Origin of the sequence: Pseudomonas sp. W4I3, from assembly GCF_030816195.1 — a bacterium.
Taxonomy (GTDB): domain Bacteria; phylum Pseudomonadota; class Gammaproteobacteria; order Pseudomonadales; family Pseudomonadaceae; genus Aquipseudomonas.
The window spans coordinates 668,615-693,415 of the sequence record NZ_JAUSXS010000001.1 but is presented as its reverse complement, the minus strand read 5'-3'; the positions used below and the strand labels follow the sequence as shown (position 1 = coordinate 693,415).

Here is a 24,801-nt window from a genome sequence, read left to right as displayed (position 1 = left end):
CCGCTGCCATTCAATCTTTCTTGAGCTTGGGATTGGGGAAGAACTGCACCGCTTGCACCTTCGGGTCCGCCGGTGCTTTCAGTGCCGACGTATTGACCCGCGTACCCAACTCCTTGGGCACCGACAGCCCCTGGTCGTTGAGCGTGTCGGTGTAACCACAGGCCACACACTCGCGGTGCGGCACGCTGTCTTCGGTCCACATCTTGAGCTTGTCCGGCTCGCTGCACGCCGGGCAGACCGCCCCGGCGATAAATTGCTTTTTGGTAATCACAGGCCCTTCACTCATGCTGCCGCGTCCTCACTCAGGCCGCTGTGGCGCAAGAGTGCGTCAATTGACGGCGCACGTCCGCGGAAGTCGACGAACAACACCATCGGCTCCTGAGAACCGCCCCGTGCGAGGATCGCTTCACGGAAGGCACGACCGGTCTGGGCATTGAGCACGCCGTCTTCTTCGAACTTGGAGAAGGCATCCGCCGACAGCACTTCGGCCCACTTGTAGCTGTAATAACCTGCGGCGTAACCGCCAGCGAAGATGTGCGCGAAGCTGTTCGGGAAGCGGTTATAGGCCGGTGGGCGCATCACAGAGACTTCATCGCGCACGCCTTCAAGCACCTGCGCCACACTGCGACCATCGCCATGGGTGGCGTGCAATTCGAAGTCGAACAGCGAGAATTCCAGCTGGCGCACCATCATCAGGCCGGACTGGAAATTTTTCGCCGCAAGCATTTTTTCCAGCAGGTCCTGCGGCAGCGGCTCACCGGTTTCGTAGTGGCCGGAAATCAGCGCCAGGCCTTCAGGCTCCCAGCACCAGTTCTCCATGAACTGGCTCGGCAACTCCACCGCATCCCAGGCCACGCCGTTGATCCCGGACACGCCGGCATGTTCGACGCGGGTCAGCAGGTGGTGCAGGCCATGGCCGAACTCGTGGAACAGGGTGGTCACTTCATCGTGGGTCAGCAGGGCAGGCTTGCCACTGTCGGCCGGGGTGAAGTTGCACACCAGGTTGGCCACCGGGCTCTGCAGCACACCGTCGATTTTGCGGCGACGGTCGCGGGCGCCGTCCATCCAGGCACCGCCACGCTTGTTGGCGCGGGCGTACAGGTCGAAGAAGAAGCGGCCGACGTGCTGGCCGTTTTCCTTGATCTCGAACAGGCGCACGTCCGGATGCCAGGCGTCGAACCCTTTCTGCTCGGCGATTTCGATGCCGTACAGGCGCTGCACGATGGCGAACAGGCCGCTCAGTACCTTGTCGATCGGGAAGTAGGCGCGCAGGGCTTCCTGGGACACGCTGTAGCGCTGCTCGCGCAGTTTTTCGCCGTAGAAACCGCTGTCCCAGCTTTGCAGGTCGGCGCACCCTTGCTCGGCGGCGTAGGCCTTGAGCTGTTGCAGGTCCTGGGTCGCGAACGGTTTGCTGCGCTGGGCCAGGTCGCGCAGGAAACTCAGCACCTGGTCGCTGGACTCGGCCATTTTGGTGGCCAGGCTCAATTCGGCGAACGATGCGTAGCCCAGCAGCTGTGCCAGTTCCTGGCGCAGGTCGAGGATTTGCTCCATCACCGGGCCGTTGTCGTTCTGGCCGGCATTCGGGCCTTGGTCCGACGCGCGTGTGCAGTAGGCCGCGTAGACCTCTTCACGCAGGGCGCGGTCCTGGGCGTAGGTCATTACCGCGTAATAGCTCGGAAATTCCAGGGTGATCAGCCAGCCATCGAGACCTTTGGCCTGAGCGGCCGCAGCCATTTGCGCCTTGGCCGAATCGGTCAGGCCGGCAAGGGTGGCTTCGTCGGTGACGTGCCTGGTCCAGGCCTGGGTGGCGTCCAGCAACTGGTTGGAGAATTTGCTGCCCAGCTCCGACAGCTTGCTTTGCACTTCGGCGTAACGCTTTTGCTGCTCCGGCGGCAAATCAATACCCGAGAGGCGGAAGTCGCGCAGCGAGTGTTCGAGGATGGTTTTCTGTGCCACATCGAAACCGGCGGCCTCCGGGCTGTTGGCCAGGGCTTCGAAGGCCTGGAACAGTTCACGGTTCTGCCCCATCTCGGTGGAATAGGCGCTCAATGCCGGCAGGCACGCCTCATAGGCTTCGCGCAGCTCGGCGCTGTTGCACACGGCGTTGAGGTGGCTGACCGGGCTCCAGGCGGCGCCCAGGCGATCGTTCAGTTCGTCCATGGCCAGAATCAATCCCGCCCATGTCGGATTTTTTCCCTGGCTTTGCAGGATGTCTGCGATAGCTGCACGGTTATCGGCAAGAATCTGTTCGATGGCCGGCTGGACATGCTCGGCACGGATCGCCGAGAACGGCGGCAGGTCGTAGGGCTGCAGAAGAGGATTGTTCGCGCTCACGGTTGGCACCTTGGCTGAAGAAACTGATAAGACAAAGATGGGGCCATCTTAATTACAATCAATGCCCACCGCAGCTATCAGCTAAAGAGAGAGAGGCTATCGTGACCCTTCGCACCTATCAGAACCACACGCCCACCCTGGGCTCCGGGGCTTTTGTCGATGTTTCGGCGGTGGTGATCGGCGATGTCGAAATCGGCGCCGACAGCTCAGTCTGGCCCTTGACGGTGATTCGCGGCGACATGCACCGCATCCGCATCGGTGCACGCACCAGCGTGCAGGACGGCTGCGTGCTGCACATTACCCACGCCGGCCCGTTCAACCCGGACGGTTTCCCGCTGTTGATCGGCGACGACGTGACCATCGCCCATAAAGTCATGCTGCATGGCTGCACCGTGGGCAGCCGCATCCTGATCGGCATGGGCAGCATCGTGATGGACGGCGCCGTGGTGGAGGATGACGTGATCATTGGGGCCGGCAGCCTGGTGCCGCCGGGCAAGATACTCGTCAGCGGCTTTTTGTACGTTGGCAGCCCGGTTAAACAGGTCCGTCCGCTGACCGACAAGGAGCGTGCCTTTTTCACCTACAGCGCGGCGAACTACGTGAAGCTCAAAGACCTGCACATCGCCGAAGGATTCGACCAATGACCTTGCACCACCCCACCGTCCTGTTCGACCTCGACGGCACCCTCACCGACCCGCGCGAGGGCATCACCCGTTCGATCCAGTACGCCCTGGGCAAACTGGGCATCGACGAGCCGGACCTGACCAAACTCGAACACTTCATCGGCCCGCCGTTGTTGCAGGCGTTCATGCAGTTCTACAGCTTTGATGAGGCCAAGGCGTGGGAAGCGGTGAATTTCTATCGCGAGCGCTTCAAGGTGACCGGGCTGTATGAAAACCAGGTGTTCGACGGCGTTATGCCTTTGCTGGAAGAACTGAACAACCAGGGACGTCAGCTGTATGTGGCCACCTCCAAGCCGTGGGAATTCGCCCGTGAGATCGCGCGGCATTTCGACTTTGCCAAGCACTTCAAGGTGATTTACGGCAGCGAGCTGGATGGCACACGCACCAACAAGGTTGAGCTGATCGCCCACTTGGTGCGCGAGGAAGGGCTGGACCCGTCCAGCACCTTGATGATTGGTGATCGCAAGCATGACCTGATCGGCGCGCGCAGCAACGGGCTGGATTCAGCCGCGGTGGGGTATGGGTTTGGCAGCTTTGAAGAGCTGAATGCCGAAGCGCCGACCTGGCACTTTGAAACATTGGCCGAGTTGCACCAGGCGTTTACGGGCCACCGTTAACACGCCACACGGGTTTTCAAGGCCTTCGTCTGCGCACTGGAACATGTGCGGCTGGTGAGCTTGCAGGTTGAGCGGCTACTCCACTTGTCAGCAGGTTTTTCCTTCGCAGATAGTCGGCTTTATTGAGGTGCAAGGCGGCCAACAAAGAAAAATAATGAGCGTTGGCCTCTGCACTGGTGGCCAGTAAAACCCTCTCACTGCGCAGTCCACTCAGATAGGACGACAAGGTGTCCTCGGTGGCCGAACTGCCGCCTTCATCGTGAGTTAAGAGTGCGCTGTGAGTGACTTCATGAATGAAGGTGTGAGCGATTTGCTCCGCGGAAGACCGTTCCAGAAAATCTCGCTGAAAATACATCAGCCGTTTTATGCCTGGCATCGTCAGCCTGCCGGACTCCAACGTGCCTCTGGCTGAAATAGCCTCCACCGTCGTCCTGCCTTCATGGTGCTCCATGACACTTATTCTGTGTAAGTTGTCATGGTAATAACTGACCGCAGACATCGTTTCCCTTAGATTGCTCGCGCCTTGCGTCACCCCAAAAAACAACGCGCTCAACTGATTCAATTCAGTTGCGTTAGCAGGATCATCGAGCGCCGCATACGCTGCATTCAACAGAACAGAAGCTGCCTGCGCCCCTGCCACGAGTTTTTTATAACTGGGCGAGCCTACCCATAATGAATGACGGATTTCATCCGAAACGTTGCGTGCTGCGGCTAAACCCGCCCCGCCCGCAACGAATCCGCCGAATGCAACTGAGGCCCCCACAACGCCCGTCAGCTTGGCCCCTAGCGCAGCAACCCCGCCCAGTACCACACCCTGTGCAGCGCCAACGGATACATTATGCCCAAGGCTTGGCAACCTGCCTCCACCGGCCGAACTCCAGTCGGTGGGCAAGGAGGTAATCATCCCTTGGCGATCAACCCTGTTCATCGGGTTGTTATGCACCATTGTGTATCGATTCAGCCCGTCAATTGTCCCTGCCGGATCCGGGCTGATCCAACGCTGCAACCAGGGGGCGTAGTAACGCAACCCGTAGTAATACAGCCCTGACGCATCGAGTTCCTTGCCACTGTAGCGGCGAGTTTTGTAGCTCGCCTCGATGGCGCCTCTCGCCGCCCACCCTGCAGTACTGCCAAATGGGTAATAACTTTCCTGACTGATCAGCAAGGCCTTTTCATCCAACTCCAGGGTGCTGCTGCCCAAATGATCCGACACGTTGCAGCGAATGCAATTGTTCGCAAGCCCGGAAGGGCGACCTTTTTCCCACTGAAGTATCCGCACGTTGTAGCGACCCACTTCAATATTCAAGACATTCAGCCATTCGCCACTGGCACTGTCGCGCCGTACTTCCAGCCCCGGCAGGTAGCACACCTGAACACGATGAGTGACAGCACGCGCCCGGGATAAGCCATTTTTTATCACCCGCCGGCCGAAGGCATCATAGCCGTACAGCTCTTCATCATTGGCAGCATCCTCACGGACCACCAAGGCAACACTGGCCAGCCGGTTGGACACATCCCAGCTCATGATCTGCCCACGTTCGAGTTGCTGCTGATTTCCATTGAGGTCAAAACCCTTGTCCAGTCCGGGCGACTCGATCAATGGGCTTGTACTCGGCAGACTTTGGTTTCCGAGCGTTGCCACCTTCATTGTTCGCGTGTAGCCGCTGCCACTGCTAGGCACATGTTGCAGCCTTTGCAGATTGCCATCGGCGTCATAGACGTAGGTCCGGGTGTAGTTGCGCCACTGGCTATCATCTGCGGCGCCGAAAGTCGCCCGACTTGGCATTCCCGGTCCCGCACTATTGTGCGCACTCTCCCGTCCACTGGCCCGGACCAGCTGATACAAAGTGTCGTATTCATAGCGGCTGACAGCCCTGACCTGGGCATTGCTCGACCATTGGGTTGGTTGGGCTGCGTCAACAATTTCGACTACATTGCCGACGTGGTCGTAGGTGTATGTCAACTCTTGCAGCAGCTCTTTCCTTGCCCCGCTGCGATAGGTCAATAACCGCTCCAGCCGCTGACTACGTGCGTCGTAGCGCCACTCGCTGAGCACGCCGTTGCCAGCGCGTTGCGTTATCACCTGACCACTGGCGTTGTAGTCGGCCCCTCCGCGATGACCTGACGAGTACCGCTCGACAGGGTGATGCCCACTTCCAGTAGCTCACCGATGCGTCCATAACGACTGTCTTTTACATTGTTTTTTGCATCGACCTGCCCAAGCTCCTCCCCCAGCGCACTGAAGCGCCATGACGTCACGAAGTCTTCTTCCTGCAATAAAGCTTCTCGCTGTGTGGCTTCCAACGGCCAGTTGACCGTCGCAGTCTCCCGAAGAAAACGCTGCCCCTGCTTTAATACATGACCCTGCAGGCCATACTCCGCAAAACGCGTTCTGACGCATTCGCCGTCATGCAACACCAGCCGGCCGCAGCGATTATTCACCGCCTCAGCCGTTGAATTACCGGCATATTCCAACCTTTCTACACATCGCTCAGATGAATCATCGGCCGCTTGCTCATACACCGCCACGGGCCGCAGCGAAGCGTCATAGTTGCACTGACGGTGGGCGCCGCGACCGTCCCACCTGTGCAGCCATTGGCCCGCGCCCCCCAGTAACGTCAAGCGCCAGCCCGCATCCGTGCTATCGCTGTAGATCGGCTGACCGCCAAGGCTGTAGACCGTCACGTGACAGGCTTTTTTCATCCCTTGCGAGTCACTTGCCATCCACTGACGTGACCCGTACTGCTGCACGACGAAACCCGAGGCGTTGAATGCTTGACGGGTAATACGCGCCTCAAGCTCGACCTGGGCAGTCGGTCGGTAATAAGCGACCGTACGCACAGCCAACCCGCGTGGATCGATCGCCGTTAACGTGGGTGTGTTTTGATGCAAGGGTAGAGACATGAGGTAAACCTGACACTGTAAAGGTCAGGAAACTCTAATGACCGCGTCTCAGAGCAGTGCGATACGTAAATATCAGTTGTATCCAGGCGCCTCAGCGGCCATCGCCTCGTGCTCGTCCATCAATTGCCGCAAACGGGCCTTGCGCTCCGGCGCAGCCAAACCTCCCAACACCTGCACCGCCCGATAAAACCTGACCCAATCTGCGCCCTCCTGCCGAAACAAGGCGGCAAACGCCGGCACCCATTGGTCATACAGCCCGAAAGGCAACAGCCGGGCGTTGTTCATCGGCTGGTTGATCCAGGCGTCATAGCGCTTATCATCGCCCCATTGGCTGTCGCGCAGTTGCTGGTAATCGTTGCGCAAACGCTCGAACGCTGCCGCTTTACCCAGCCGCATTGCCTCGGCGGGCAGAGGCTGCGCGTAGAGGTCTTCCAACCGCTTGCGGGTATCGAGAATCAGCCGGATGAACTGATCACGCTGCTGCAACGCTGCATCGCTGACGGGCGCCAGGCCACGGGCGGCTCGCCATTGGCGCGTACCTTCCTGCTCGACGAAGGAGGCGAATGACTCATTGAATTCAGTATCGTCTTTCACATAGAAACGCTGGTGGGCCAGTTCGTGAAAGATCAATGTCGCCAGGCGCTCATCGCCCCAGTTCATCATCGAACTGATGATCGGGTCGTTGAACCAGCCCAACGTGGAATACGCCTCGACGCCGCCAATCGACACGTCCATGCCCTGTTGGCGCAGCAACGCCGCCTCGCCACGCGCTGCGCCCTGGCTGTAATAGCCGCGGTAGGCGACGCAACCGGCGATGGGGAAGCAGTGGTTTTCAGGAGATAGAGAAAATTCCTGCGTGGCGAAGACATTCCAGACCACATAGGGTCGGCCAATATCGGCATAGAGCCGGTAGCTTTGATTATCCGGCAGGTGCAGTTGCTCGCTGGCGAACGTGCGAGCTTTCTGGGATTGGACGAGATGCTCGCGCAACCGTTGCGGTCGGGATGGGTCGGCGATGACCTCGGCCACCGGTTCCCGCGCCCGCAGCAGCTGCCACTGGCCGCTCGCCAACTGGCTGTAATAGCTGACGCTGGAGCAGCCGCTGAGCAGCACAACCATCAGCGCTGGAAGAAAACGTCTGATCATGCCGCGACTGCTCCTGGGTGGTGTGTCCGCCAGACGGATACGCTCGAATTGAATTTGAATTTTCCGCGTGATGGCGTGTTTATACTCAAAATACCTTCTCGCATTGAGTACTTGCCATGCGCCAGTTCCTGTTTCCCGTTGCCGCCCTGTTCCTCAGCGCCTGTACATCGACACCCATCCCACCCGTCGACCCGCAGCAGGCCTGGGTCGACTTCACCACGCCGACACCGGGCGCCAAAATGGTCATGGCGCAACGGCTGGACGGGAAAAACCTCGAGGATGGGCGTTATTTCCAGATGCCACCCGGGCCCCACGAACTGATGGTGCGCTTCGACTTCGAAGTGCCCGCCGGCGGTGGGTTGGGAGGACTCAGCCAGATGATGTATCGAACCTGCTTCATGACCTTGCAGTACGACCGCTTCCAGGCCGGGCAACGCTACGTACTGGAAGGGCGCTCACTGGCCTTCACGCCCAACATCCGCCTGTATGACTCGGCGCGTCAGTTGCTGGCCGAAGAGCGCAGTGTGAACTGCATCTGATCAGTCGTTGTTTTTCTGGTAGAGGATGCGCTTGGTGCCGTTTTCGCACGAGCCGACAATCATGGCGCTGTCGTGGTTCTTGGCTTCTTCGGCAGTGATGATTTCCAGGGTGTAGGACGGGATCGCCTTGGCCTGAATATTCACTTCGATTTCCTTCCTGAGCTCTTCACAATCTTTTGGCGCGGCCACGGCCGAAGTGGCCAATACACCGCAGATGATTGCCAAGGCAAAACGTTTCATGTGTGTAGCTCCCTGAATGCATTCGCACGGATGTGCGGCTAAGGCTGCATAGGCTATAGGACCACATTTATGAAACACGAGTTCTGATTTAACGCAGAACTAAATGTGGGAGGGGGCAAGCCCTAATGCCAGTCAGTTAAGGCTTTTTGTAGGAGCGAGCTTGCTCGCGAAAAACTCACAGGCACCGCGTTTATTCAGGCAGCACGCGTTATCGTTGACGTTTTTCGCGAGCAAGCTCGCTCCTACAGAGTGTACGCTTAACTGACTGGCATTAGGGCAAGCCCCCTCCCACATGGAAGGTGGTCAGTTAACCAGCGTGGCATCCAGAGTGATGGTTGCATTCAACACCTTGGACACCGGGCACCCTTCCTTGGCCTTTTTGCTCAGTTCGTCAAACTGCGCCTGGCTGGCGCCAGGGATCTTGGCTTTCAGAACCAGATGCACCGCGGTGATCGCAAACCCACCGTCGACCTGGTCGAGGGTCACTTCGGCCTGGGTGTCGATGCTGTCAGCCTTGAGGCCGGCATCGCCGAGGATCATGGAAAACGCCATGGAAAAACAGCCGGCGTGGGCCGCACCGATCAGCTCTTCAGGGTTGGTGCCCTTGCCGCCTTCGAAACGGGCCTTGAAACCGTAGGGCGCTTCGCGCATCACACCGGTCTCGGTGGAAATGGAACCCAGGCCGGTCTTCAGATCGCCTTCCCAATGCGCGGATGCCTTTTTAACGATACTCATAGCTTTCTCCTCGAACGGTGGTTTTGCGTCAGTAAGCTTCTGAGGATAGACGCCGTGGCAAAGTTCACCTTGTCGGAAAAATCTACCAATTAAGTAGGAAATTTCACGACTGCTATTGAATCTCGGGTATATGCCCTCATTGCTTGGTACATGCACATGAAGCGGCAGGTTTTGGTTCGTCTAAGAAGCCTGCGCCCCTATCGGAGAAGCAGGCTATGAAATCACTGTCCGACGTAAAATTCTCGACGCTCGACCTGGTGCCCGTGCGCGCCAATGGCAGTCCGGCGCAGTCACTGCGCAATTCCCTGGACCTTGCCCAGCACGTGGAAAAGCTCGGTTATAACCGTTTCTGGGTAGCTGAACACCACAATATGGACGGTATCGCCAGCTCGGCCACGTCGGTGTTGCTCGGCTATCTGGCGGGTGGCACCTCGACTATCCGTGTCGGCTCCGGTGGGGTGATGCTGCCCAACCATGCGCCGCTGGTGATCGCCGAGCAGTTCGGCACCCTGGAAAGCTTGTACCCGGGCCGTATAGACCTGGGCCTGGGCCGTGCGCCCGGCTCCGACCAGATGACTGCCCGCGCTCTGCGCCGTGAACGCTCCGGCAGCGCGGACGACTTTCCTGAAGACGTGGCCGAGCTGATGGCCTACCTCGGCCCACGCACGCCCGATCAACGCGTGATCGCGGTACCAGGCACCGGCACCAACGTACCGGTATGGCTGCTGGGTTCGAGCCTGTTCAGCGCGCAACTGGCCGGTGAACGTGGCTTGCCCTACGCCTTCGCCTCGCATTTCGCACCGCGCCTGATGCATGAAGCGATTCGCGTGTACCGCAATCACTTCAAGCCTTCGGCCGTGCTGGACAAGCCCTACGTCATGCTCGGCATTCCGCTGGTCGCCGCTGACACCGATGAACAAGCCGACTACCTGGCGACCTCGGTGTACCAGCGCATTCTCGCGCTGATGCGTGGGCAAAGCCTGGTGCAGCGCCCACCGGTGAAAACCATGGACGGCCTGTGGCTGCCCCACGAAAAAGAGGCGGTGGGCAGTTTCCTCGGCTTGGCAATGGTGGGGAGCCCGGCGAAAATCCGCGCCAAACTGGAGGTGCTGATCGAACAGACCGGCGCCGATGAACTGATCTTCACCTGTGACCTGTACGAGCATGCCGACCGGATTCATTCCTACGAACTGCTGGCGCAGGTGATGAAGGGCTAAACCGGGGCCGAAAAAAACCGACGCGCCTGTGGCCAGGGGTTTGTTCCCTGGCCACAAGTGCGCCGGTGCATGTCTGCAACACGGGATTATCCGCGCTTGTAGACGATTTCCTTGGTGTCGCCTTCACAGCTACCGACTACCTTGCCATCGACCGCTGCGCCTTTGTCCACCACTTCCAGCGAATAACCCGAAGCGCCCTTGGCGTCGATTTTCGCTGCAATTTCGCTTTTCAGCTCGTCACAAGGCTTGCCCGCCGCCAGGGCCGTGCCTGCGATGCTCAACAAACCTGCCGCTAACAGAAACTTCTTCATCCGATACTTTCCTTGCGCTGGTTGAAAAGAGCGTGCCGACGCTTGAGGCGTCGGCACGTGTTGGGTGTAGCGCAGGTTATGGCAATCGGCCAGCGATCAAAGTTCCACGCGCTCGATCAACTACTGGCGATTCGGAATCCCACCTTGAGCGTGACCTGGAAATGCGCGGCCTTGCCGTCCTCAATATGACCACGGGTTTCGGTCACTTCGAACCACTCCAGATGCTTGATGCTTTTGTTGGCTTCAGCCAGGGCGTTATTGATCGCGTCTTCGATGCTGGTGGTGGAAGAACCTACCAGTTCGACTTTCTTGTAGGTGTGATGATCACTCATGGCGTTTCTCCTGTGGGTCGTCAATCAAGACTAGCAGTGAATATTCGTACTGCTTGAGGCGACCGCTTGGCTACGAAAGTTCAGATTTAATGCACTTTCTGAAACCGCCGCAGTCGGTATCTACACACGCCACTCAATCACTTCAGGAGATGTCCACATGGCCAACACTTCTTTACGCAAAGCGTCGCTGGAAAGCATGGAAGCCGAGATTTCGAGCCTGCTCAAATCCCTTGAGAGCCTTAAGGACGACGCATCCGATGAGTCGCGCAAAACGCTGAAGGCCCTGAAAAGCAATGCCGAGAATGCCCTCAAGCACTCCCGTCACCTGATCAGCGACGCCTATGAAGAAAGCAAAGTCAAAATTCGCGAAACCGGTGTTGCCACCCGAGACTACGCACAAGAGCACCCATGGACCACAGCTGGCGTGGCTGTCGGCGCACTGGGTTTGCTGGCGGCTTACCTGCTGTGCAAACGCGGTGACTAAACCGGTTGGCGCGCCAGCTCAGCCTTGAGCCATTGCGCCAATTGCCCGGCGCGCCCATCCGCGGCGCGCTTGGGTAGCCACAACGCCAGGCGCGCCGGGGTTTCACTGAAGCCCCATGGCGCCACCAGGCGACCCGCTCGCAGGTCCTCTGCCACCAACGGTTCTGGTGCAATGGCCACTCCAAGCCCTGCCACCGCCGCTTCCAGCAAATAATACAAATGCTCAAACCCCTGACCGAGTTTCAGTGCGTCGGGCTCGATCCCGTGTTGCTGCGCCCAACTGGGCCAGGCTTGCGGGCGCGAAGTAGTGTGCAGCAGTGCTTCGCCACTCAGCGCAGCAGCAGGCGCGTTGCGCATGCTTGCGTAGCCGGCAAATCGCGGACTCATCACCGGGCCGATACGCTCGCTGGCCAGTTCATATACCTGCATATCCGCCGGCCACGGTGGCTCGGCGAACACCAGCAGCGCGTCCAGCCCTGGGCGACGCGGGTCCAGATCGCCTTCACCCGCCGACAGGTGCAGACGCAAGTCAGGCAGGTCAGCGTTCAAGCGTCCCAACCGTGGGATAAACCAGCGCGCCAGCAAACTGCCTGAACAGCCGAGTACAAAAGGTGCATCGGCGCTGTTTTGGGTGAGTTCGGCGCACACGTCCCGTAGCCGTTCAAACGCCTCGGCACTGGCATCGCGCAACCTGGTGCCCGCATCTGTGAGTTTAAGGCCGCGACCTTCCTTCACAAAGAGGCTGACCCCCAAGTGTTCTTCCAGCACTTTCAACTGGCGACTGACGGCGCCATGGGTGACGTGCAGTTGCTCGGCAGCCTGGCTTACGCTGCCGAGGCGGGCGGTGGCTTCAAACGCGCGCAGCGCATTGAGCGGCGGAAGGTCTCGGCTCATCTGTGAGTTTTCCTGACAGGTTGCGGCGATCTTATCGGTTTTCAGCCGGCAGCGGCAGGGGTAGAGTGGCCCTCATTGCTTTCTGCACCCATTCTTTCCTGGAGCGTCCCATGACTCAGTCCCAGTCCGATCTGCGCAACGGCCCTGACACCAACGGCCTGTTTGGCGCGTTTGGCGGCCGCTACGTCGCTGAAACCCTGATGCCGTTGATCCTCGAGCTGGCCCGTGAATACGAGGCCGCCAAAATCGATCCGTCGTTCAATGAAGAATTGGCCTACTTCCAGCGCGATTACGTCGGACGTCCAAGCCCGCTGTACTTCGCTGAACGCCTGACTGAGTTCTGCGGCGGCGCCAAGATCTATCTCAAGCGCGAAGAGCTCAACCATACCGGCGCGCACAAGATCAACAATTGCATCGGCCAGATCCTGCTGGCGCGGCGCATGGGCAAGAAACGCATCATCGCCGAGACCGGCGCCGGCATGCACGGCGTGGCCACCGCCACCGTCGCCGCGCGCTTTGGCCTGCAATGCGTGATCTACATGGGCACCACCGACATCGAGCGCCAGCAAGCCAACGTATTTCGCATGAAGTTGCTGGGTGCCGAAGTGATCCCGGTGGTCGCTGGCACCGGCACGCTCAAAGACGCGATGAACGAAGCCCTGCGTGACTGGGTGACCAACGTCGACAGCACGTTCTACCTGATCGGTACCGTGGCCGGCCCGCACCCGTATCCAGCCATGGTGCGCGATTTCCAGGCCGTCATCGGCAAGGAAACCCGCGACCAGCTGCAAGCCCAGGAAGGCCGCCTGCCAGACAGCCTGGTGGCGTGCATCGGTGGCGGCTCCAACGCCATGGGCTTGTTCCACCCGTTTTTGGACGACACCAGCGTCGAGATCATCGGCGTTGAAGCGGCCGGACATGGCATCGAAACCGGCAAACACGCCGCCAGCCTCAACGGCGGGGTGCCCGGTGTATTACACGGCAACCGCACCTTCCTGCTGCAGGACGATGATGGGCAAATCATCGATGCCCACTCGATTTCCGCAGGCCTGGACTACCCCGGCATCGGCCCTGAACACGCCTGGTTGCACGACATCGGCCGCGTCCAGTACACCTCGGTGACGGATGATGAAGCCCTCGAGGCATTCCACAAATGCTGCCGTCTGGAAGGGATTATTCCGGCATTGGAAAGCGCCCACGCCCTGGCCGAAGTGTTCAAGCGTGCACCGGCCTTGCCCAAGGATCACCTGATGGTGATCAACCTGTCCGGCCGTGGCGACAAAGACATGCAGACCGTGATGCACCATATGGAAACCAGCCAGCAGGGGAAACACTGATGAGCCGCCTGCAAACCCGCTTTGCGCAGCTGAAAGAACAAAATCGCGCCGCCCTGGTGACCTTCGTCACCGCCGGCGACCCGGGTTATGACGCCTCGCTGGCTATCCTCAAGGGCCTGCCCGCCGCCGGCGCCGATGTGATTGAGCTGGGCATGCCCTTCACCGACCCGATGGCCGACGGCCCGGCGATCCAGTTGGCCAACATCCGTGCGCTGGAAGCCAAGCAGAACCTGACGAAAACCCTGCAAATGGTCCGCGAGTTCCGCAAGGACAACAACGACACGCCGCTGGTGTTAATGGGTTACTTCAACCCGATCCACAAATACGGCGTGCCGCAGTTTATTGCCGATGCCAAGGAAGCGGGCGTAGATGGCCTGATCGTGGTGGACATGCCGCCCGAGCATAACGGCGAGCTATGCGACCCGGCCCAGGCCGCCGGTATCGACTTTATCCGCCTGACCACGCCGACCACCGACGACGCCCGCCTGCCGACGGTACTCAATGGCAGCTCAGGCTTTGTGTACTACGTGTCGGTGGCTGGCGTGACCGGTGCCGGTGCAGCGACCCTGGAGCATGTCGAAGAGGCCGTGACCCGCCTGCGTCGCCACACCGACCTGCCGATCAGCATTGGCTTCGGTATCCGTACACCCGAACAAGCGGCAGCCATCGCGCGCCTGGCGGACGGTGTAGTGGTAGGTTCTGCGCTGATCGATCACATCGCCAATGCCGGTAGCAACGAGCAAGCCATTGATGGCGTATTGAGCCATTGCGCGGCGCTGGCCGAAGGCGTGCGTAACGCTCGTCGGTAAGCACGCCGGTTCCGATTCCTGACGCTAGGCTTGTGGGTGACATTCCGTCACCCACAAGCACTTCATGCCTATTGCCGTCTAACCGCCTCTGCAAGCCTTGCGCCGTTCTTGCCTCCCGGTCGTTAAGTTAGCTGCATCAGAAGTCATCTTTGGCTCTCAGGAGTACATCATGGCATTTGATCTCATCACGTCTTCGGACCCCCGTCATTCCACCCTGCAGAAGGGCTTCAACCTGCGCTGGCCATTGGGCAATGTGCAGGGCGAGTCTTCGCCCAATGGCGCTGACTTCATCTATATCTGCCACAGTTCGGACGACATCATGGCGGCGGCTGCCCAGGCGCTGTCGCTCGACTCTGGCCGCATTACGGTGCGCAGCGGCGGCCATTGCTACGAAGGCTTTGTCTCCAACAGGATGCCCGGCCACGCCAGCGAGGTGCTGTCGATCCTGGATATCAGCGCGTTGAACCAAGTGGTCTACGATGCCGACGGGAATATTCCTTCGCAGTTGGTAAACGAACGGCCTGAGCGCTACAGCTTCCGCCTGGAGGCGGGTGGGCAGAATTGGGATGCCTACGTCAGCCTGTACAAACTGGCCAACAAAACACTGCCCGGCGGCTCGTGCTATTCGGTGGGCCTGGGCGGGCATATCTGCGGCGGCGGCTATGGGTTGCTGTCACGCAAACACGGCCTGGTGTGCGATTGGCTGCACGGTGTGGATATGTTGGTGCCAAACGCAGAGGGCACCGGCCTGAAACCGGTGCATGTGTCGCGAGACAGCACAGACCCTGACGAGCTGAATCTCTTCGCGGCGTGTTGCGGCGCGGGAGGCGGTCAGTTCGGCATCATCACCAGTTACTACTTCAAGGCATTGCCCGACGCGCCGAAGGAAGTGCTCTGGCTGGTGCTGGAATGGGATTGGTCGCTGCTGACCGAAAAAACCAGGCTCGACGACTTGCTTGTCGCGTACCAGGCCTGGTTCGCCCGCAACCAGGGCAATCCCGACACGTGGGGCTTGGCCACCAAACTTGAGATGCGCCATCAGCACACCGGGAATGTGACCCTGGGCATCCATTACGTCGATCGGGACGGTGGGCTGGCGGACCAGGCACCCTTCGAAGATTTCGTCGCCAGTATGCTGGGTGCCATTGGCCTGCCCGCGACCGAATGCCTGGTGCCGTTTCACGTCGTGCATATGCCAAGCGGCGGCGCCCGCGGACGTACCATCAACGCTTTGCCGGACGCGCTGGCGGCCACACGACGCCTGGATTGGCTGGTGTGCCAGCAAACCTTGAATGGCTCGGGGGACAACCTGCGTGGGCGCTACAAGTCTGCTTACCAAAAGGGTGAATTCACCCCCCAGGTGCTCCAGGCAATCTGGGACACCCTGCACCTGTACGACCCTGATGAACACTTGACCCAAAGCCTGATACAAATCCAGTCGTTTGGCGGGCGTATCAACGAGCCCACACCGGCGGTTCGCCGAGAGTCGTCGGCCTCACAGCGCTCGTCCTATCTGAAGTGGCAACCGCAATGCTATTGGCACGATGCCAGCGAGGCAGCAGACCAGGCCCCCGCCCGCTGGATTCAGGGGCTGTTTTTCCAAGCCTTCGCCAATGATCAGGGGATCCCGCTGAATGACCAGTTCGAGGGTTGTTACATCAACTACCCCGACCTGGACATGACCCATCTGGGCGGCAACCCGGCCAATCCGAAAAACCCGTACTGGTACAAGATTTTCGTCCCCGACCTCATGATCGAAAGCCGCCTGCGCCGCACCAAGCAGCATTGGGACCCGCACAATGTGTTCCGTAACGAGATGTCCGTGCCATAACGTCATAAAAAAGGGCGACCTCAAGGTCGCCCGATGTCACAGCTCGATCCGCTCGACCTTGCCCACCAGCAACACGTAGGAAAGCGCGCCAAGCAACGCCAGCACCGCGATATAGGTTATCGCTGGCGCAAACGAATCACCGCTGGCGAGAAAACCAATCACGATCGGCGTGGCAATGGCCGACAGGTTACCGATGAAGTTGAACACGCCACCGGTCAGCCCCAGCAAACGCGCAGGTGCAAGGGTGGACACCAACGACCAGGTGATCGACGCCAGGCCATTGCCGAAGAACGCGATTGCCAGGAATGCAATGACCCAGGCTGTCGAGTCCACGTAGTTGGCGCCGATGATCGCGGTGGAAATCAGCAGCCCGCCAATGATCGGCAACTTGCGTGCAAAGCCCACCGAGGCGCCCCGGCGAATCAGCCAGTCGGAAAAAATCCCGGAACACAGGACACCGACGAACGCCGCCAAGAAGGGCAGCGAGGCCAGCAGGCCGGACTTGATGAAGTCCATGCCGCGGTATTTCACCAGGTAGGTCGGGAACCAAGTCAGGAAAAACCACAGCGTGGAGTTCAGGCAGAACTGGCCAAGGTAGATGCCCCAGAGTTTGCGCTTGCTCAGCACAATGCCGAGGTCGACCCAACTGAACGGCGTCTTGGCGGCTTTTTCCTGCATGTCCACCAGGCCGCCACCTTCGCGGATCAGCTCGATTTCGGCGGCGTTGACGCCTTTGAAATCTTTCGGCTCGCGGTACACCGCATACCAGATCACCGCCCACAGAATGCCCACGCCACCGGTGACAACGAACACCATGTGCCAGCCGAATGCATGCTGCAGCCAGGCCAGCACGGGCGTAAGAAATGCCAGCCCGACAAACTGCCCGGAGGTGTAGACGCCAATCGCGGTGGCGCGCTCGCGCTCGGGGAACCAGGTGGTCACAACGCGGCTGTTGATCGGATAGGCCGGGGCTTCCAGCGCGCCGACGGCCATGCGCAACACGAACAACGCGATGAAACTGGCGGCAAAGCCCAGCATCACGGTAGCGATGGACCACAGCAGCAGGGCGGCGGTGTAGAGAATGCGCGGCGGAACACGGTCCACCAGCCATCCGCCAGGGATCTGCATCGCGGCGTAGGTCCAGCCGAATGCGGAGAAAATCAGCCCGACATGGACAGGGTCGATGCCCAGTTCGCTGGTCAGCGCAGGGGCGGCAATCGACAGGTTGCTGCGGTCGAGGTAGTTGATCACCACGGTGATGAACAGCAGCACCATGATGAAAAAGCGCTTTCGGCTAGGCGTGACTAAAGAAGCCTGCCCGGTCAAGGATTCAGGTTGCATGGGAGGTGCCTCTTTTTATGTTTATTGAGGTCTGAAACAAGACTGACTGAGGAAACCGGATCAAATGTGGGAGGGGGCTGGCCCCGATAGCGGTGAACCTGCCGCCAACGTGTCGCCTGACACTGCGCTATCGGGAGCAAGCCCCCTCCCACATTTTTTAACCCAGTTGTTTCAGCTGGAAATCACCACTCGGCGAAACTGCCGTCGGCATGGCGCCAGATCGGGTTGCGCCAGCGATGGCCGATGGCCGCGCGCTCAACCACGTATTCCTCGTTGATCTCAATGCCCAGGCCCGGCCCGTTGGGGATCTTTACGAAGCCCTGGTCATAATCGAACACACCCGGGTCACGCACGTAGTCGAGCAGGTCGTTGCTCTCGTTGTAGTGAATGCCCAGGCTTTGCTCCTGGATGAACGCGTTGTAGCAAACGGCATCCAGTTGCAGGCAGGCGGCGAGGGCAATCGGGCCCAGCGGGCAGTGCAGGGCCAGCGCCACATCGTAGGCTTCGGCCATGTTGGCGATCTTGCGGGTCTCGGTGATGCCGCCGGCGTGGGACGCATCCGGTTGGATGATGTCGACATAGCCTTCACTGAGCACGCGCTTGAAGTCCCAGCGCGAGAACAGGCGCTCGCCCAGGGCAATCGGCGTGCTGGTGAGCGGTGCCAGTTCCTTGAGGGCCTCGTAGTTTTCGCTGAGCACCGGTTCTTCAATGAACATCAGCTTGTACGGGTCCAGCTCCTTCATCAGGACCTTGGCCATGGGCTTGTGTACGCGGCCATGGAAGTCAACGCCGATGCCCACGTTGGGCCCGACCGCATCGCGCACCGCAGCGACGTTGGCCAGGGCCAGGTCGACTTTTTCGAAGCTGTCGACGAACTGCAGCTCCTCGGTGCCGTTCATTTTCACCGCAGTGAAACCTCGCGCCACGGCTTCTTTGGCGGCGCGGGCGGTGTCCGCCGGGCGGTCGCCACCGATCCACGAATACACGCGGATCTTGTCACGCACCTGGCCGCCCAGCAGGTCACTGACGGAAACGCCCAGGGCCTTGCCCTTGATGTCCCACAGCGCCTGGTCGATACCGGCGAGGGCGCTCATGTGCACCGCGCCACCGCGGTAGAAACCGCCACGGTAGAGCACGGTCCAGATGTCTTCGATATTGCGTGGGTCTTTGCCGATCAGGTAGTCGGACAATTCTTCGACGGCAGCGGCCACGGTGTGGGCGCGACCTTCAACCACGGGCTCGCCCCAGCCGGTGACGCCCTGGTCGGTTTCGACCTTGAGGAAGCACCAGCGCGGCGGGACGATGAAGGTCGTCAGTTTGGTGATTTTCATCTGTTATCTCTCTTGTAGATGCGGCGCCAGCAGGCGCGAAACTTGAAATCAGCCGAGGGCTTTCCAGGCCGCGACATACGCCTGGGCGCGGCTCGCAACCTGCTCCACGCTCATGCCCGGTTTGAACAGGCCCGAGCCCAGGCCGAAGCCTTTGGCACCGGCGTCGGTGAACACCTGCATGTTGTCCGGGGTAATACCGCCGACCGGCAGCAACAACGTGCCCGCCGGCAATACCGCCAGCCAGGCCTTGATCACCGCCGGGCCCATTTGCTCGGCCGGGAACAGCTTCAATACGTCGGCGCCTTCGGCCAGTGCGGCAAACGCTTCGGTCGGCGTGGCGACGCCCGGCGACAGGTACAAGCCCGCCGCTTTGGCCGCACGCAACACCTTGGCATCGCTGTGGGGCATGACGATCACTTGCCCGCCGGCGGCCTTGACCTGCTCGACCTGCTCGGGTGTCAACACCGTACCGGCACCGATCACGCAATCAGCAGGCAGGCTGTCGCGCAGGGTACGGATGCTGGTGTAGGGATCGGGCGAGTTCAGCGGCACTTCGATCACGCGAAAGCCGGCCTGGTACAACACCTGGCCGACGGCTTCGGCTTCGTCCGGGCGCACACCGCGCAGGATTGCGATCAAACCGTTTTGTGCGAGTGCTGTCTTGAGCATGTCAGGCCTCCGTTACAGGTTGAGTGAGCCCGGCCGCCACGGCCAGTTGCCACAAGCCGCGCTCGCTGGCTTCCTGCGCCAGGCTGACGTGGGCAAAGCCGCAAAGGGCGAGGGCGCGTTGATAGCGGGCGCAGAGGGCGGCGGCGCCGACCAGGATGATCGGCTTGCGTTTCGCGCTGTCGGGTAAACCGGCGAGCTCATGGCCAATCAGCAGGCCGGACAGGTAGTCAGGCTGCTGCTCTGGGGTAAGTTCGGCGGTGAGCCCGAGGGTGCGGGCACTGAAGAGGGTCGAGAGCACGCCGCGTTGGCCGTCTGACGACAGCGCGACACCCACGCCCCGATCGAATGCCTCGGTCTGGAAATGTTCCGATGGTTTCTGGGTACGCCCCAGGATGCTGTGGCTGCTCAATACCGCGAACAGCTCACCGGTCATGAACGTGTCGAAGTGCGTGATACAGCCCTCGACCACCTCGACCCATTTTGAATGGCTGCCCGGCAGGCCGATCAGCACGTCGGTCGCAAGCCCGTGCAGCACGCCGAGCACCTGGGTTTCTTCGCCGCGCATCACATTGGGCAGGCCGACCTGTTCGATCACGCCCGGCACGATATGCACATCGACGCCACGCACGCTGCGCACCTTGTGCAGCGCCTGGCCTAGTCGAGCGACATCGACCGGGGTGGCGCGATAAGCCGCTTCGCTCCAACCCTGGGCACTGCCGACCATGCCGCAGGCGATCACCGGCAGTTCAGGCTGGGCGTCGAGCCAATCGCCACAGGCGGTATCAAAGGCCAATTCGAAACCGTTGCTGCAGCGAACACCGGCGATGTCACGCGGTTCGCTGGGCAAATGCATGATGCCCGACGCCAGTGAGCGTTGTTCCAGCACCACGCCTGCGGGGCCGAGTTTGTAAGCACGAAGGGAGCTTGTTCCCCAATCGAGCGCGATTAATTGCGCCTGCATCGCTTCACCTGAAATGAGTGGGTGCTGAAAAAAGCAGATGGGCGAATATAAACCTATGCCTGGCGAAATCTCAATATATAAATAACAGTCCCACATAATGGGAATACGGCATGAAAAGCCTGACACCTTCTTGGGAAGATGACTATTGCGTCGACGCAAATAGGTTAAAAAATAGACAAATCCAGCGTGCGCATCGCGCCCATCCAGATCGCGTAGTCGGTGTGATCCTTCAAGTCATCGCCCGTTTCGGGATGCAGGAATACCACCAGGCCATTGCGATGCAGCGCCAGCCACGGCAGCACCACGCCAATGTATTCCGGTTCGAACGCCAACTGGCAGCTCCAGTCCGGGTGAGGGCCCACAGGGCGTTCATGCACGCGGCCCATGCGCAGCGGGAAGAGCGCCGCCGCGTCTTCACACAAGGTGCGCGCCTGATCGATCGTACTGGCGTCGAAGTAGATATGGGCGTGATAGCCCTTGATACGTTGCATGACGGACTCCGGATCCACTGTGCGCCGATCCTAGACCGCAATCGACGGCAGGGCCAGCCCGGTCAATGACTGCGCACTGCTGGCCTGCTCCGCCACCAGCCACTCGACAAACCGTTCGACCAACTGCCCGCGACGCTTGCGCTGGGGTTGCACCACGTAATAGCCGAAACGCGAGATCACCGTGTCGCTGATCGGCCGGCACAGCCAGTTCTGCTCCAGCAGATTGTCCACCAAGTGGCGCCAGCCGATGGCGACGCCCTGGCCGGCAATCGCCGCCTGAATCAGCAGGGTGTAATTGTCGAAACGCAATTGCCCAGGCGTGGGCGCGGCGCTGATACCCAGCTCGCGAAAGACACCGGCCCAGTCGAACCACTGGCTGTTGTTTTCCTGGCGCAGGTGCAGCAAGGGATAGTCCGGCAGTGTCTGCACCGTCAGCGGGGCGGTCTGGTTCTTCAGCCACTGCGGGCTGCACACCGGGAACACTTCTTCGTTGAACAGCCACAGGCTGTCGCCCTGCTTGAAGCGCCCCTCACCAAACAGCACCGCCACGTCAATGTCGCTGCGCAGGCTGGCGTGGTTGCGCTCACTGGTCACCAGGCTGACGTCGACCTGCGGGTTGGCCTCATGGAAGCGATGCAGACGCGGCATCAGCCAGTAGGCGGCGAAGGCAAAGTCGGTGGCCACTTGCAGTACTTCGTGCTGGTCCTGCTGGGTGACCGTGCTCAGGCCCAGGTTGATGGTTTGCAGGCCAGCTTGCACCTGTTCGAACAGCAGGGCGCCCGCATCGGTCAATTCGATGCCACGGTAGATGCGATCGAACAAGCGGATCGCCAGTTGTTCTTCCAACCGTTTGATCTGCTGGCTGATCGCTGGCTGGGTGGTGCCCAGCTCCATCGCGGCGGCGGTGAAACTGCGTTGGCGCGCAGCCGCTTCAAACGCGCGCAACAGGTCAAGGGAGAGGTCACCAAGCGCTTCATACATAAGCGGAGCTTATCCTAGACATTGTTTTGCATGGGCTTTACCGCGTTTTCAGTGGGCCGCATGCTCATTGACATAAACACTGCCTATGGAATGCCGAGAAACCATGAAGCGCAAGAACATTCTTTTCATCATGGCCGATCAAATGGCCGCGCCGATGCTGCCGTTCTACGGACCTTCCCCGATCAAGTTACCGAACCTGAGCCGCCTCGCCGAAAACGCTGTGGTGTTCGACGCTGCTTACTGCAACAGCCCACTGTGCGCGCCATCGCGCTTTACCTTGGTCAGCGGCCAGCTGCCGAGCAAGATTGGCGCTTATGACAACGCGGCGGACTTCCCAGCCGATGTGCCCACCTACGCCCACTACCTGCGTCGCCTCGGCTACCGCACCGCGCTGTCGGGCAAGATGCATTTCTGCGGTCCCGACCAGTTGCATGGCTATGAAGAGCGCTTGACCAGCGATATCTACCCGGCCGACTACGGTTGGGCGGTGAACTGGGATGAACCGGATGTGCGCCCCACCTGGTATCACAACATGTCCTCGGTGCTGCAAGCCGGGCCGTGCGTGCGCACCAATCAGCTGGATTTTGACGAAGAGGTGGTGTTCAAGGCCCAGCAATACCTCTTCGATCATATTCGCGAGGGCGGCGAGCAACCGTTCTGCCTGACCGTGTCGATGACCCATCCGCATGATCCGTACACCATTCCCAAGCCGTTCTGGGACCTGTACGACGACCACGACATCCCCTTGCCTGAAACACCAGCGCAGGGTGATCTCGACCCGCATTCCCAGCGTTTGCTCAAGGTCTACGATCTGTGGGACAAACCGCTGCCCGTAAATAAGATCCGCGATGCCCGCCGTGCCTATTTCGGCGCCTGCAGCTACATCGACAGCAACGTCGGCAAGCTGCTGCAAACTCTGGAAGACACCGGGCTGGCCGATGACACCCTGATCATCTTCTCGGGTGACCACGGCGACATGCTGGGCGAACGCGGCCTCTGGTACAAAATGCACTGGTTCGAAATGGCCGCCCGCGTGCCGCTGCTGATCAGCGCACCGGGGCAATTCGCAGCGCGCCGTGTGACCCAGGCCGTCTCGACCGCCGACCTGCTGCCCACCCTGGTGGAATTGGCCGGCGGCGAGCTGGACCCGCGCCTGCCACTGGACGGCCACTCGCTGCTGCCGCACTTGCAAGGCGAGGGCGGGCACGACGAAGTCTTTGGCGAATACATGGCCGAAGGCACCATCAGCCCGCTGATGATGATTCGCCGCGGCGCCTACAAATTCATCTACAGCGAAGACGACCCTTGTCTACTGTTCGATGTGCACAACGACCCGCATGAACGGGAGAACCTCAGCCAGTCACCGGAACACCAGGCACTGTTCGAGGCATTTTTGAACGAGGCGCGGGCCAAATGGGACATCCCGGCGATCCACCAACAGGTGCTCGCCAGCCAACGCCGCCGTCGCCTGGTGTTCGAAGCACTGACCCAGGGCAAGCTCAAGAGCTGGGACCACCAGCCGCTGGTAGACGCCAGTCAGCAGTACATGCGCAACCATATCGACCTCGACGACCTGGAGCGCAAGGCACGTTATCCACAACCCTGCCAAAACCAATAAATACAGAGGGAAGGCCATGCAAAAGTTAACGGTAGTGCTGGGCATTCTGGCGTTGAGCAGCGCCAACGCCTACGCCGACGCCAGTTGTGAAACGGTGAAAATGGCCGATCCCGGCTGGAGCGACATTGCGGCGACCAACGCCATTACCGGCTTCCTGCTGACCGGCATGGGTTACAAGGCCAAGGTCGACACGCTGGCGGTGCCGATTACCTTCGGCGGTCTCAAGGAAGGCCAGGTTGATGTGTTCATGGGCAACTGGATGCCGGCGCAGCAAGGCTTTTATGACAAGTTCGTGGCCAATGGCGATGTGGTGCAACTGGCCAAGAACCTCGACGGCACCGAGTTCACCCTCGCTGTGCCGGACTATGTGTGGGATGCCGGCGTGCATGATTTTGCCGATCTGAATAAATTCGCCGACAAGTTCGACAAGAAGATCTACGGCATCGGCTCCGGCGCACCGGCGAATATCTCGCTGCAGGAGATCATCAAGAAGAATGACTTCGAGCTTGGCCAGTGGAAGCTGATCGAGTCGAGTGAACAGGCGATGCTCGCCGAAGTCTCGCGGGCGGTGAAGAAACAGCGCTTCGTCACCTTCCTCGGCTGGACGCCGCACCCGATGAACGTGCAGTTGAAAATGCACTACCTCAAAGGCGGCGAGCAGTATTTTGGCGACACCGGCAGCGTCTACACCCTGACCCGCAAGGGTTATGCGCAAGCCTGTCCGAATGTGGGGAAACTGCTGACCAACCTGAGTTTTACTCAAGACATGGAGAACAGCATCATGGCTGAAGTGGCGAACAAAAAACTCAGCAATGCCGATGCCGCGAAGGCCTGGATCAAGGCCAATCCTGCGGTGTTGGACAAGTGGCTGGACGGGGTTAAAACCCTGGACGGGCAGGATGCCTTGGCCGCTGTAAAAGCCAAACTCTAAGACACACCACGATCCAAATGTAGGAGGGGGCTTGCCCCCTCCCACAAAGGCCTGTGTGTACTGATA

The 24,801-nt window shown here is 60.1% G+C and carries 26 protein-coding genes; 10 read left to right on the top strand and 16 right to left on the bottom strand.

The window, feature by feature from the left end; translation table 11 throughout:
• Positions 1 to 10: 10 nt before the first annotated feature.
• Positions 11 to 286 carry a YheV family putative zinc ribbon protein gene (locus tag QF045_RS03195; RefSeq protein WP_017528719.1) on the bottom strand — a complete coding sequence of 92 codons (276 nt, stop codon included), beginning with the start codon at positions 284 to 286 and terminating at the stop codon, positions 11 to 13.
• Positions 283 to 2,334: an oligopeptidase A gene (prlC, locus tag QF045_RS03190; RefSeq protein ID WP_306491024.1), complete on the bottom strand. Its 2,052-nt coding sequence runs from the start codon at positions 2,332 to 2,334 to the stop codon at positions 283 to 285. Before prlC ends, QF045_RS03195 begins: the two co-directional genes overlap by 4 nt.
• A 101-nt stretch (positions 2,335 to 2,435) precedes the next feature.
• Here prlC and QF045_RS03185 point away from each other — a divergent pair, with 101 nt between their 5' ends.
• Together QF045_RS03185 and QF045_RS03180 are read left to right on the top strand one after the other, a co-directional pair.
• Positions 2,436 to 2,978, top strand: a complete 543-nt coding sequence (locus QF045_RS03185) for a gamma carbonic anhydrase family protein (protein ID WP_306491023.1) — start codon at positions 2,436 to 2,438, stop codon at positions 2,976 to 2,978.
• Positions 2,975 to 3,634, top strand: a complete 660-nt coding sequence (locus tag QF045_RS03180; RefSeq protein ID WP_306491022.1) for an HAD family hydrolase — start codon at positions 2,975 to 2,977, stop codon at positions 3,632 to 3,634. Before QF045_RS03185 ends, QF045_RS03180 begins: the two co-directional genes overlap by 4 nt.
• A gap of 16 nt (positions 3,635 to 3,650) precedes the next feature.
• Here QF045_RS03180 and QF045_RS03175 read toward each other — a convergent pair whose 3' ends face one another.
• The 3 genes from QF045_RS03175 to QF045_RS03165 form a co-directional block, all read right to left on the bottom strand.
• Positions 3,651 to 5,639 carry an RHS repeat domain-containing protein gene (locus tag QF045_RS03175; RefSeq protein WP_306491021.1) on the bottom strand — a complete coding sequence of 663 codons (1,989 nt, stop codon included), beginning with the start codon at positions 5,637 to 5,639 and terminating at the stop codon, positions 3,651 to 3,653.
• A gap of 74 nt (positions 5,640 to 5,713) precedes the next feature.
• Positions 5,714 to 6,538 (bottom strand): hypothetical protein, encoded by an 825-nt coding sequence (locus tag QF045_RS03170; RefSeq protein ID WP_306491020.1) that lies wholly within the window; start codon positions 6,536 to 6,538, stop codon positions 5,714 to 5,716.
• Between the two features lie 72 nt (positions 6,539 to 6,610).
• A complete protein-coding gene (locus QF045_RS03165) occupies positions 6,611 to 7,684 on the bottom strand; it encodes an aminopeptidase (protein ID WP_306491019.1) in 1,074 nt (357 codons plus the stop codon).
• Positions 7,685 to 7,800: 116 nt separating this feature from the next.
• On the opposite strand from QF045_RS03165, the gene QF045_RS03160 reads away from it, so the two are divergent.
• Positions 7,801 to 8,223 carry a hypothetical protein gene (locus QF045_RS03160; RefSeq protein WP_306491018.1) on the top strand — a complete coding sequence of 141 codons (423 nt, stop codon included), beginning with the start codon at positions 7,801 to 7,803 and terminating at the stop codon, positions 8,221 to 8,223.
• On the opposite strand, the gene QF045_RS03155 is transcribed toward QF045_RS03160, so the two are convergent.
• Positions 8,224 to 8,463, bottom strand: a complete 240-nt coding sequence (locus QF045_RS03155) for a DUF1161 domain-containing protein (RefSeq protein ID WP_124360609.1) — start codon at positions 8,461 to 8,463, stop codon at positions 8,224 to 8,226.
• Positions 8,464 to 8,766: 303 nt separating this feature from the next.
• Complete coding sequence (locus QF045_RS03150; RefSeq protein WP_306491017.1) at positions 8,767 to 9,198, bottom strand: OsmC family protein; 432 nt, start codon at positions 9,196 to 9,198, stop codon at positions 8,767 to 8,769.
• A 215-nt stretch (positions 9,199 to 9,413) separates the two neighbouring features.
• Between QF045_RS03150 and QF045_RS03145 the strand changes: the two genes are divergently transcribed.
• Positions 9,414 to 10,415, top strand: a complete 1,002-nt coding sequence (locus tag QF045_RS03145) for an LLM class flavin-dependent oxidoreductase (protein WP_306491016.1) — start codon at positions 9,414 to 9,416, stop codon at positions 10,413 to 10,415.
• An 86-nt stretch (positions 10,416 to 10,501) separates the two neighbouring features.
• Here QF045_RS03145 and QF045_RS03140 read toward each other — a convergent pair whose 3' ends face one another.
• A complete protein-coding gene (locus QF045_RS03140) occupies positions 10,502 to 10,726 on the bottom strand; it encodes a DUF1161 domain-containing protein (RefSeq protein WP_306491015.1) in 225 nt (74 codons plus the stop codon).
• 116 nt (positions 10,727 to 10,842) lie between these two features.
• Entirely contained in the window at positions 10,843 to 11,058 is a 216-nt protein-coding gene (locus QF045_RS03135; RefSeq protein WP_306491014.1) for a dodecin, read from the bottom strand.
• A gap of 157 nt (positions 11,059 to 11,215) precedes the next feature.
• Here QF045_RS03135 and QF045_RS03130 point away from each other — a divergent pair, with 157 nt between their 5' ends.
• Positions 11,216 to 11,542: a YqjD family protein gene (locus QF045_RS03130; RefSeq protein ID WP_003170746.1), complete on the top strand. Its 327-nt coding sequence runs from the start codon at positions 11,216 to 11,218 to the stop codon at positions 11,540 to 11,542.
• Here QF045_RS03130 and QF045_RS03125 read toward each other — a convergent pair.
• Positions 11,539 to 12,435 (bottom strand): LysR family transcriptional regulator, encoded by an 897-nt coding sequence (locus QF045_RS03125; protein WP_306491013.1) that lies wholly within the window; start codon positions 12,433 to 12,435, stop codon positions 11,539 to 11,541. The genes QF045_RS03130 and QF045_RS03125 overlap by 4 nt on opposite strands.
• Positions 12,436 to 12,545: 110 nt before the next feature.
• Here QF045_RS03125 and trpB point away from each other — a divergent pair, with 110 nt between their 5' ends.
• The 3 genes from trpB (at position 12,546) to QF045_RS03110 (ending at position 16,412) form a co-directional block, all read left to right on the top strand.
• Entirely contained in the window at positions 12,546 to 13,772 is a 1,227-nt protein-coding gene (trpB, locus tag QF045_RS03120; protein ID WP_306491012.1) for a tryptophan synthase subunit beta, read from the top strand.
• Positions 13,772 to 14,581: a tryptophan synthase subunit alpha gene (gene trpA, locus QF045_RS03115; protein WP_306491011.1), complete on the top strand. Its 810-nt coding sequence runs from the start codon at positions 13,772 to 13,774 to the stop codon at positions 14,579 to 14,581. The genes trpB and trpA overlap by 1 nt, the downstream gene beginning before the upstream one ends.
• Positions 14,582 to 14,750: 169 nt before the next feature.
• Positions 14,751 to 16,412: a BBE domain-containing protein gene (locus tag QF045_RS03110; RefSeq protein WP_306491010.1), complete on the top strand. Its 1,662-nt coding sequence runs from the start codon at positions 14,751 to 14,753 to the stop codon at positions 16,410 to 16,412.
• A gap of 36 nt (positions 16,413 to 16,448) precedes the next feature.
• On the opposite strand, the gene QF045_RS03105 is transcribed toward QF045_RS03110, so the two are convergent.
• From QF045_RS03105 to QF045_RS03080, 6 genes are all read right to left on the bottom strand, one after another.
• Complete coding sequence (locus tag QF045_RS03105; protein ID WP_306491009.1) at positions 16,449 to 17,753, bottom strand: MFS transporter; 1,305 nt, start codon at positions 17,751 to 17,753, stop codon at positions 16,449 to 16,451.
• A 182-nt stretch (positions 17,754 to 17,935) separates the two neighbouring features.
• The gene (dgoD, locus tag QF045_RS03100; RefSeq protein ID WP_003187297.1) at positions 17,936 to 19,084 is read right to left on the bottom strand and encodes a galactonate dehydratase; all 1,149 of its coding nucleotides are present in this window, start codon (positions 19,082 to 19,084) and stop codon (positions 17,936 to 17,938) included.
• Between the two features lie 48 nt (positions 19,085 to 19,132).
• Positions 19,133 to 19,753, bottom strand: coding sequence for a 2-dehydro-3-deoxy-6-phosphogalactonate aldolase (locus tag QF045_RS03095; RefSeq protein WP_306491008.1), 621 nt, complete (start codon positions 19,751 to 19,753; stop codon positions 19,133 to 19,135).
• Between the two features lies 1 nt (position 19,754).
• The gene (locus tag QF045_RS03090; protein WP_306491007.1) at positions 19,755 to 20,714 is read right to left on the bottom strand and encodes a 2-dehydro-3-deoxygalactonokinase; all 960 of its coding nucleotides are present in this window, start codon (positions 20,712 to 20,714) and stop codon (positions 19,755 to 19,757) included.
• Between the two features lie 164 nt (positions 20,715 to 20,878).
• Positions 20,879 to 21,205 carry a DOPA 4,5-dioxygenase family protein gene (locus QF045_RS03085; protein ID WP_306491006.1) on the bottom strand — a complete coding sequence of 109 codons (327 nt, stop codon included), beginning with the start codon at positions 21,203 to 21,205 and terminating at the stop codon, positions 20,879 to 20,881.
• 30 nt (positions 21,206 to 21,235) lie between these two features.
• Positions 21,236 to 22,186, bottom strand: a complete 951-nt coding sequence (locus QF045_RS03080; protein WP_306491005.1) for a LysR family transcriptional regulator — start codon at positions 22,184 to 22,186, stop codon at positions 21,236 to 21,238.
• 103 nt (positions 22,187 to 22,289) lie between these two features.
• On the opposite strand from QF045_RS03080, the gene betC reads away from it, so the two are divergent.
• Positions 22,290 to 23,804 carry a choline-sulfatase gene (gene betC / locus QF045_RS03075; protein ID WP_306491004.1) on the top strand — a complete coding sequence of 505 codons (1,515 nt, stop codon included), beginning with the start codon at positions 22,290 to 22,292 and terminating at the stop codon, positions 23,802 to 23,804.
• Between the two features lie 16 nt (positions 23,805 to 23,820).
• Positions 23,821 to 24,735 (top strand): choline ABC transporter substrate-binding protein, encoded by a 915-nt coding sequence (choX, locus tag QF045_RS03070; RefSeq protein WP_306491003.1) that lies wholly within the window; start codon positions 23,821 to 23,823, stop codon positions 24,733 to 24,735.
• The last annotated feature ends 66 nt before the right edge of the window (positions 24,736 to 24,801 follow it).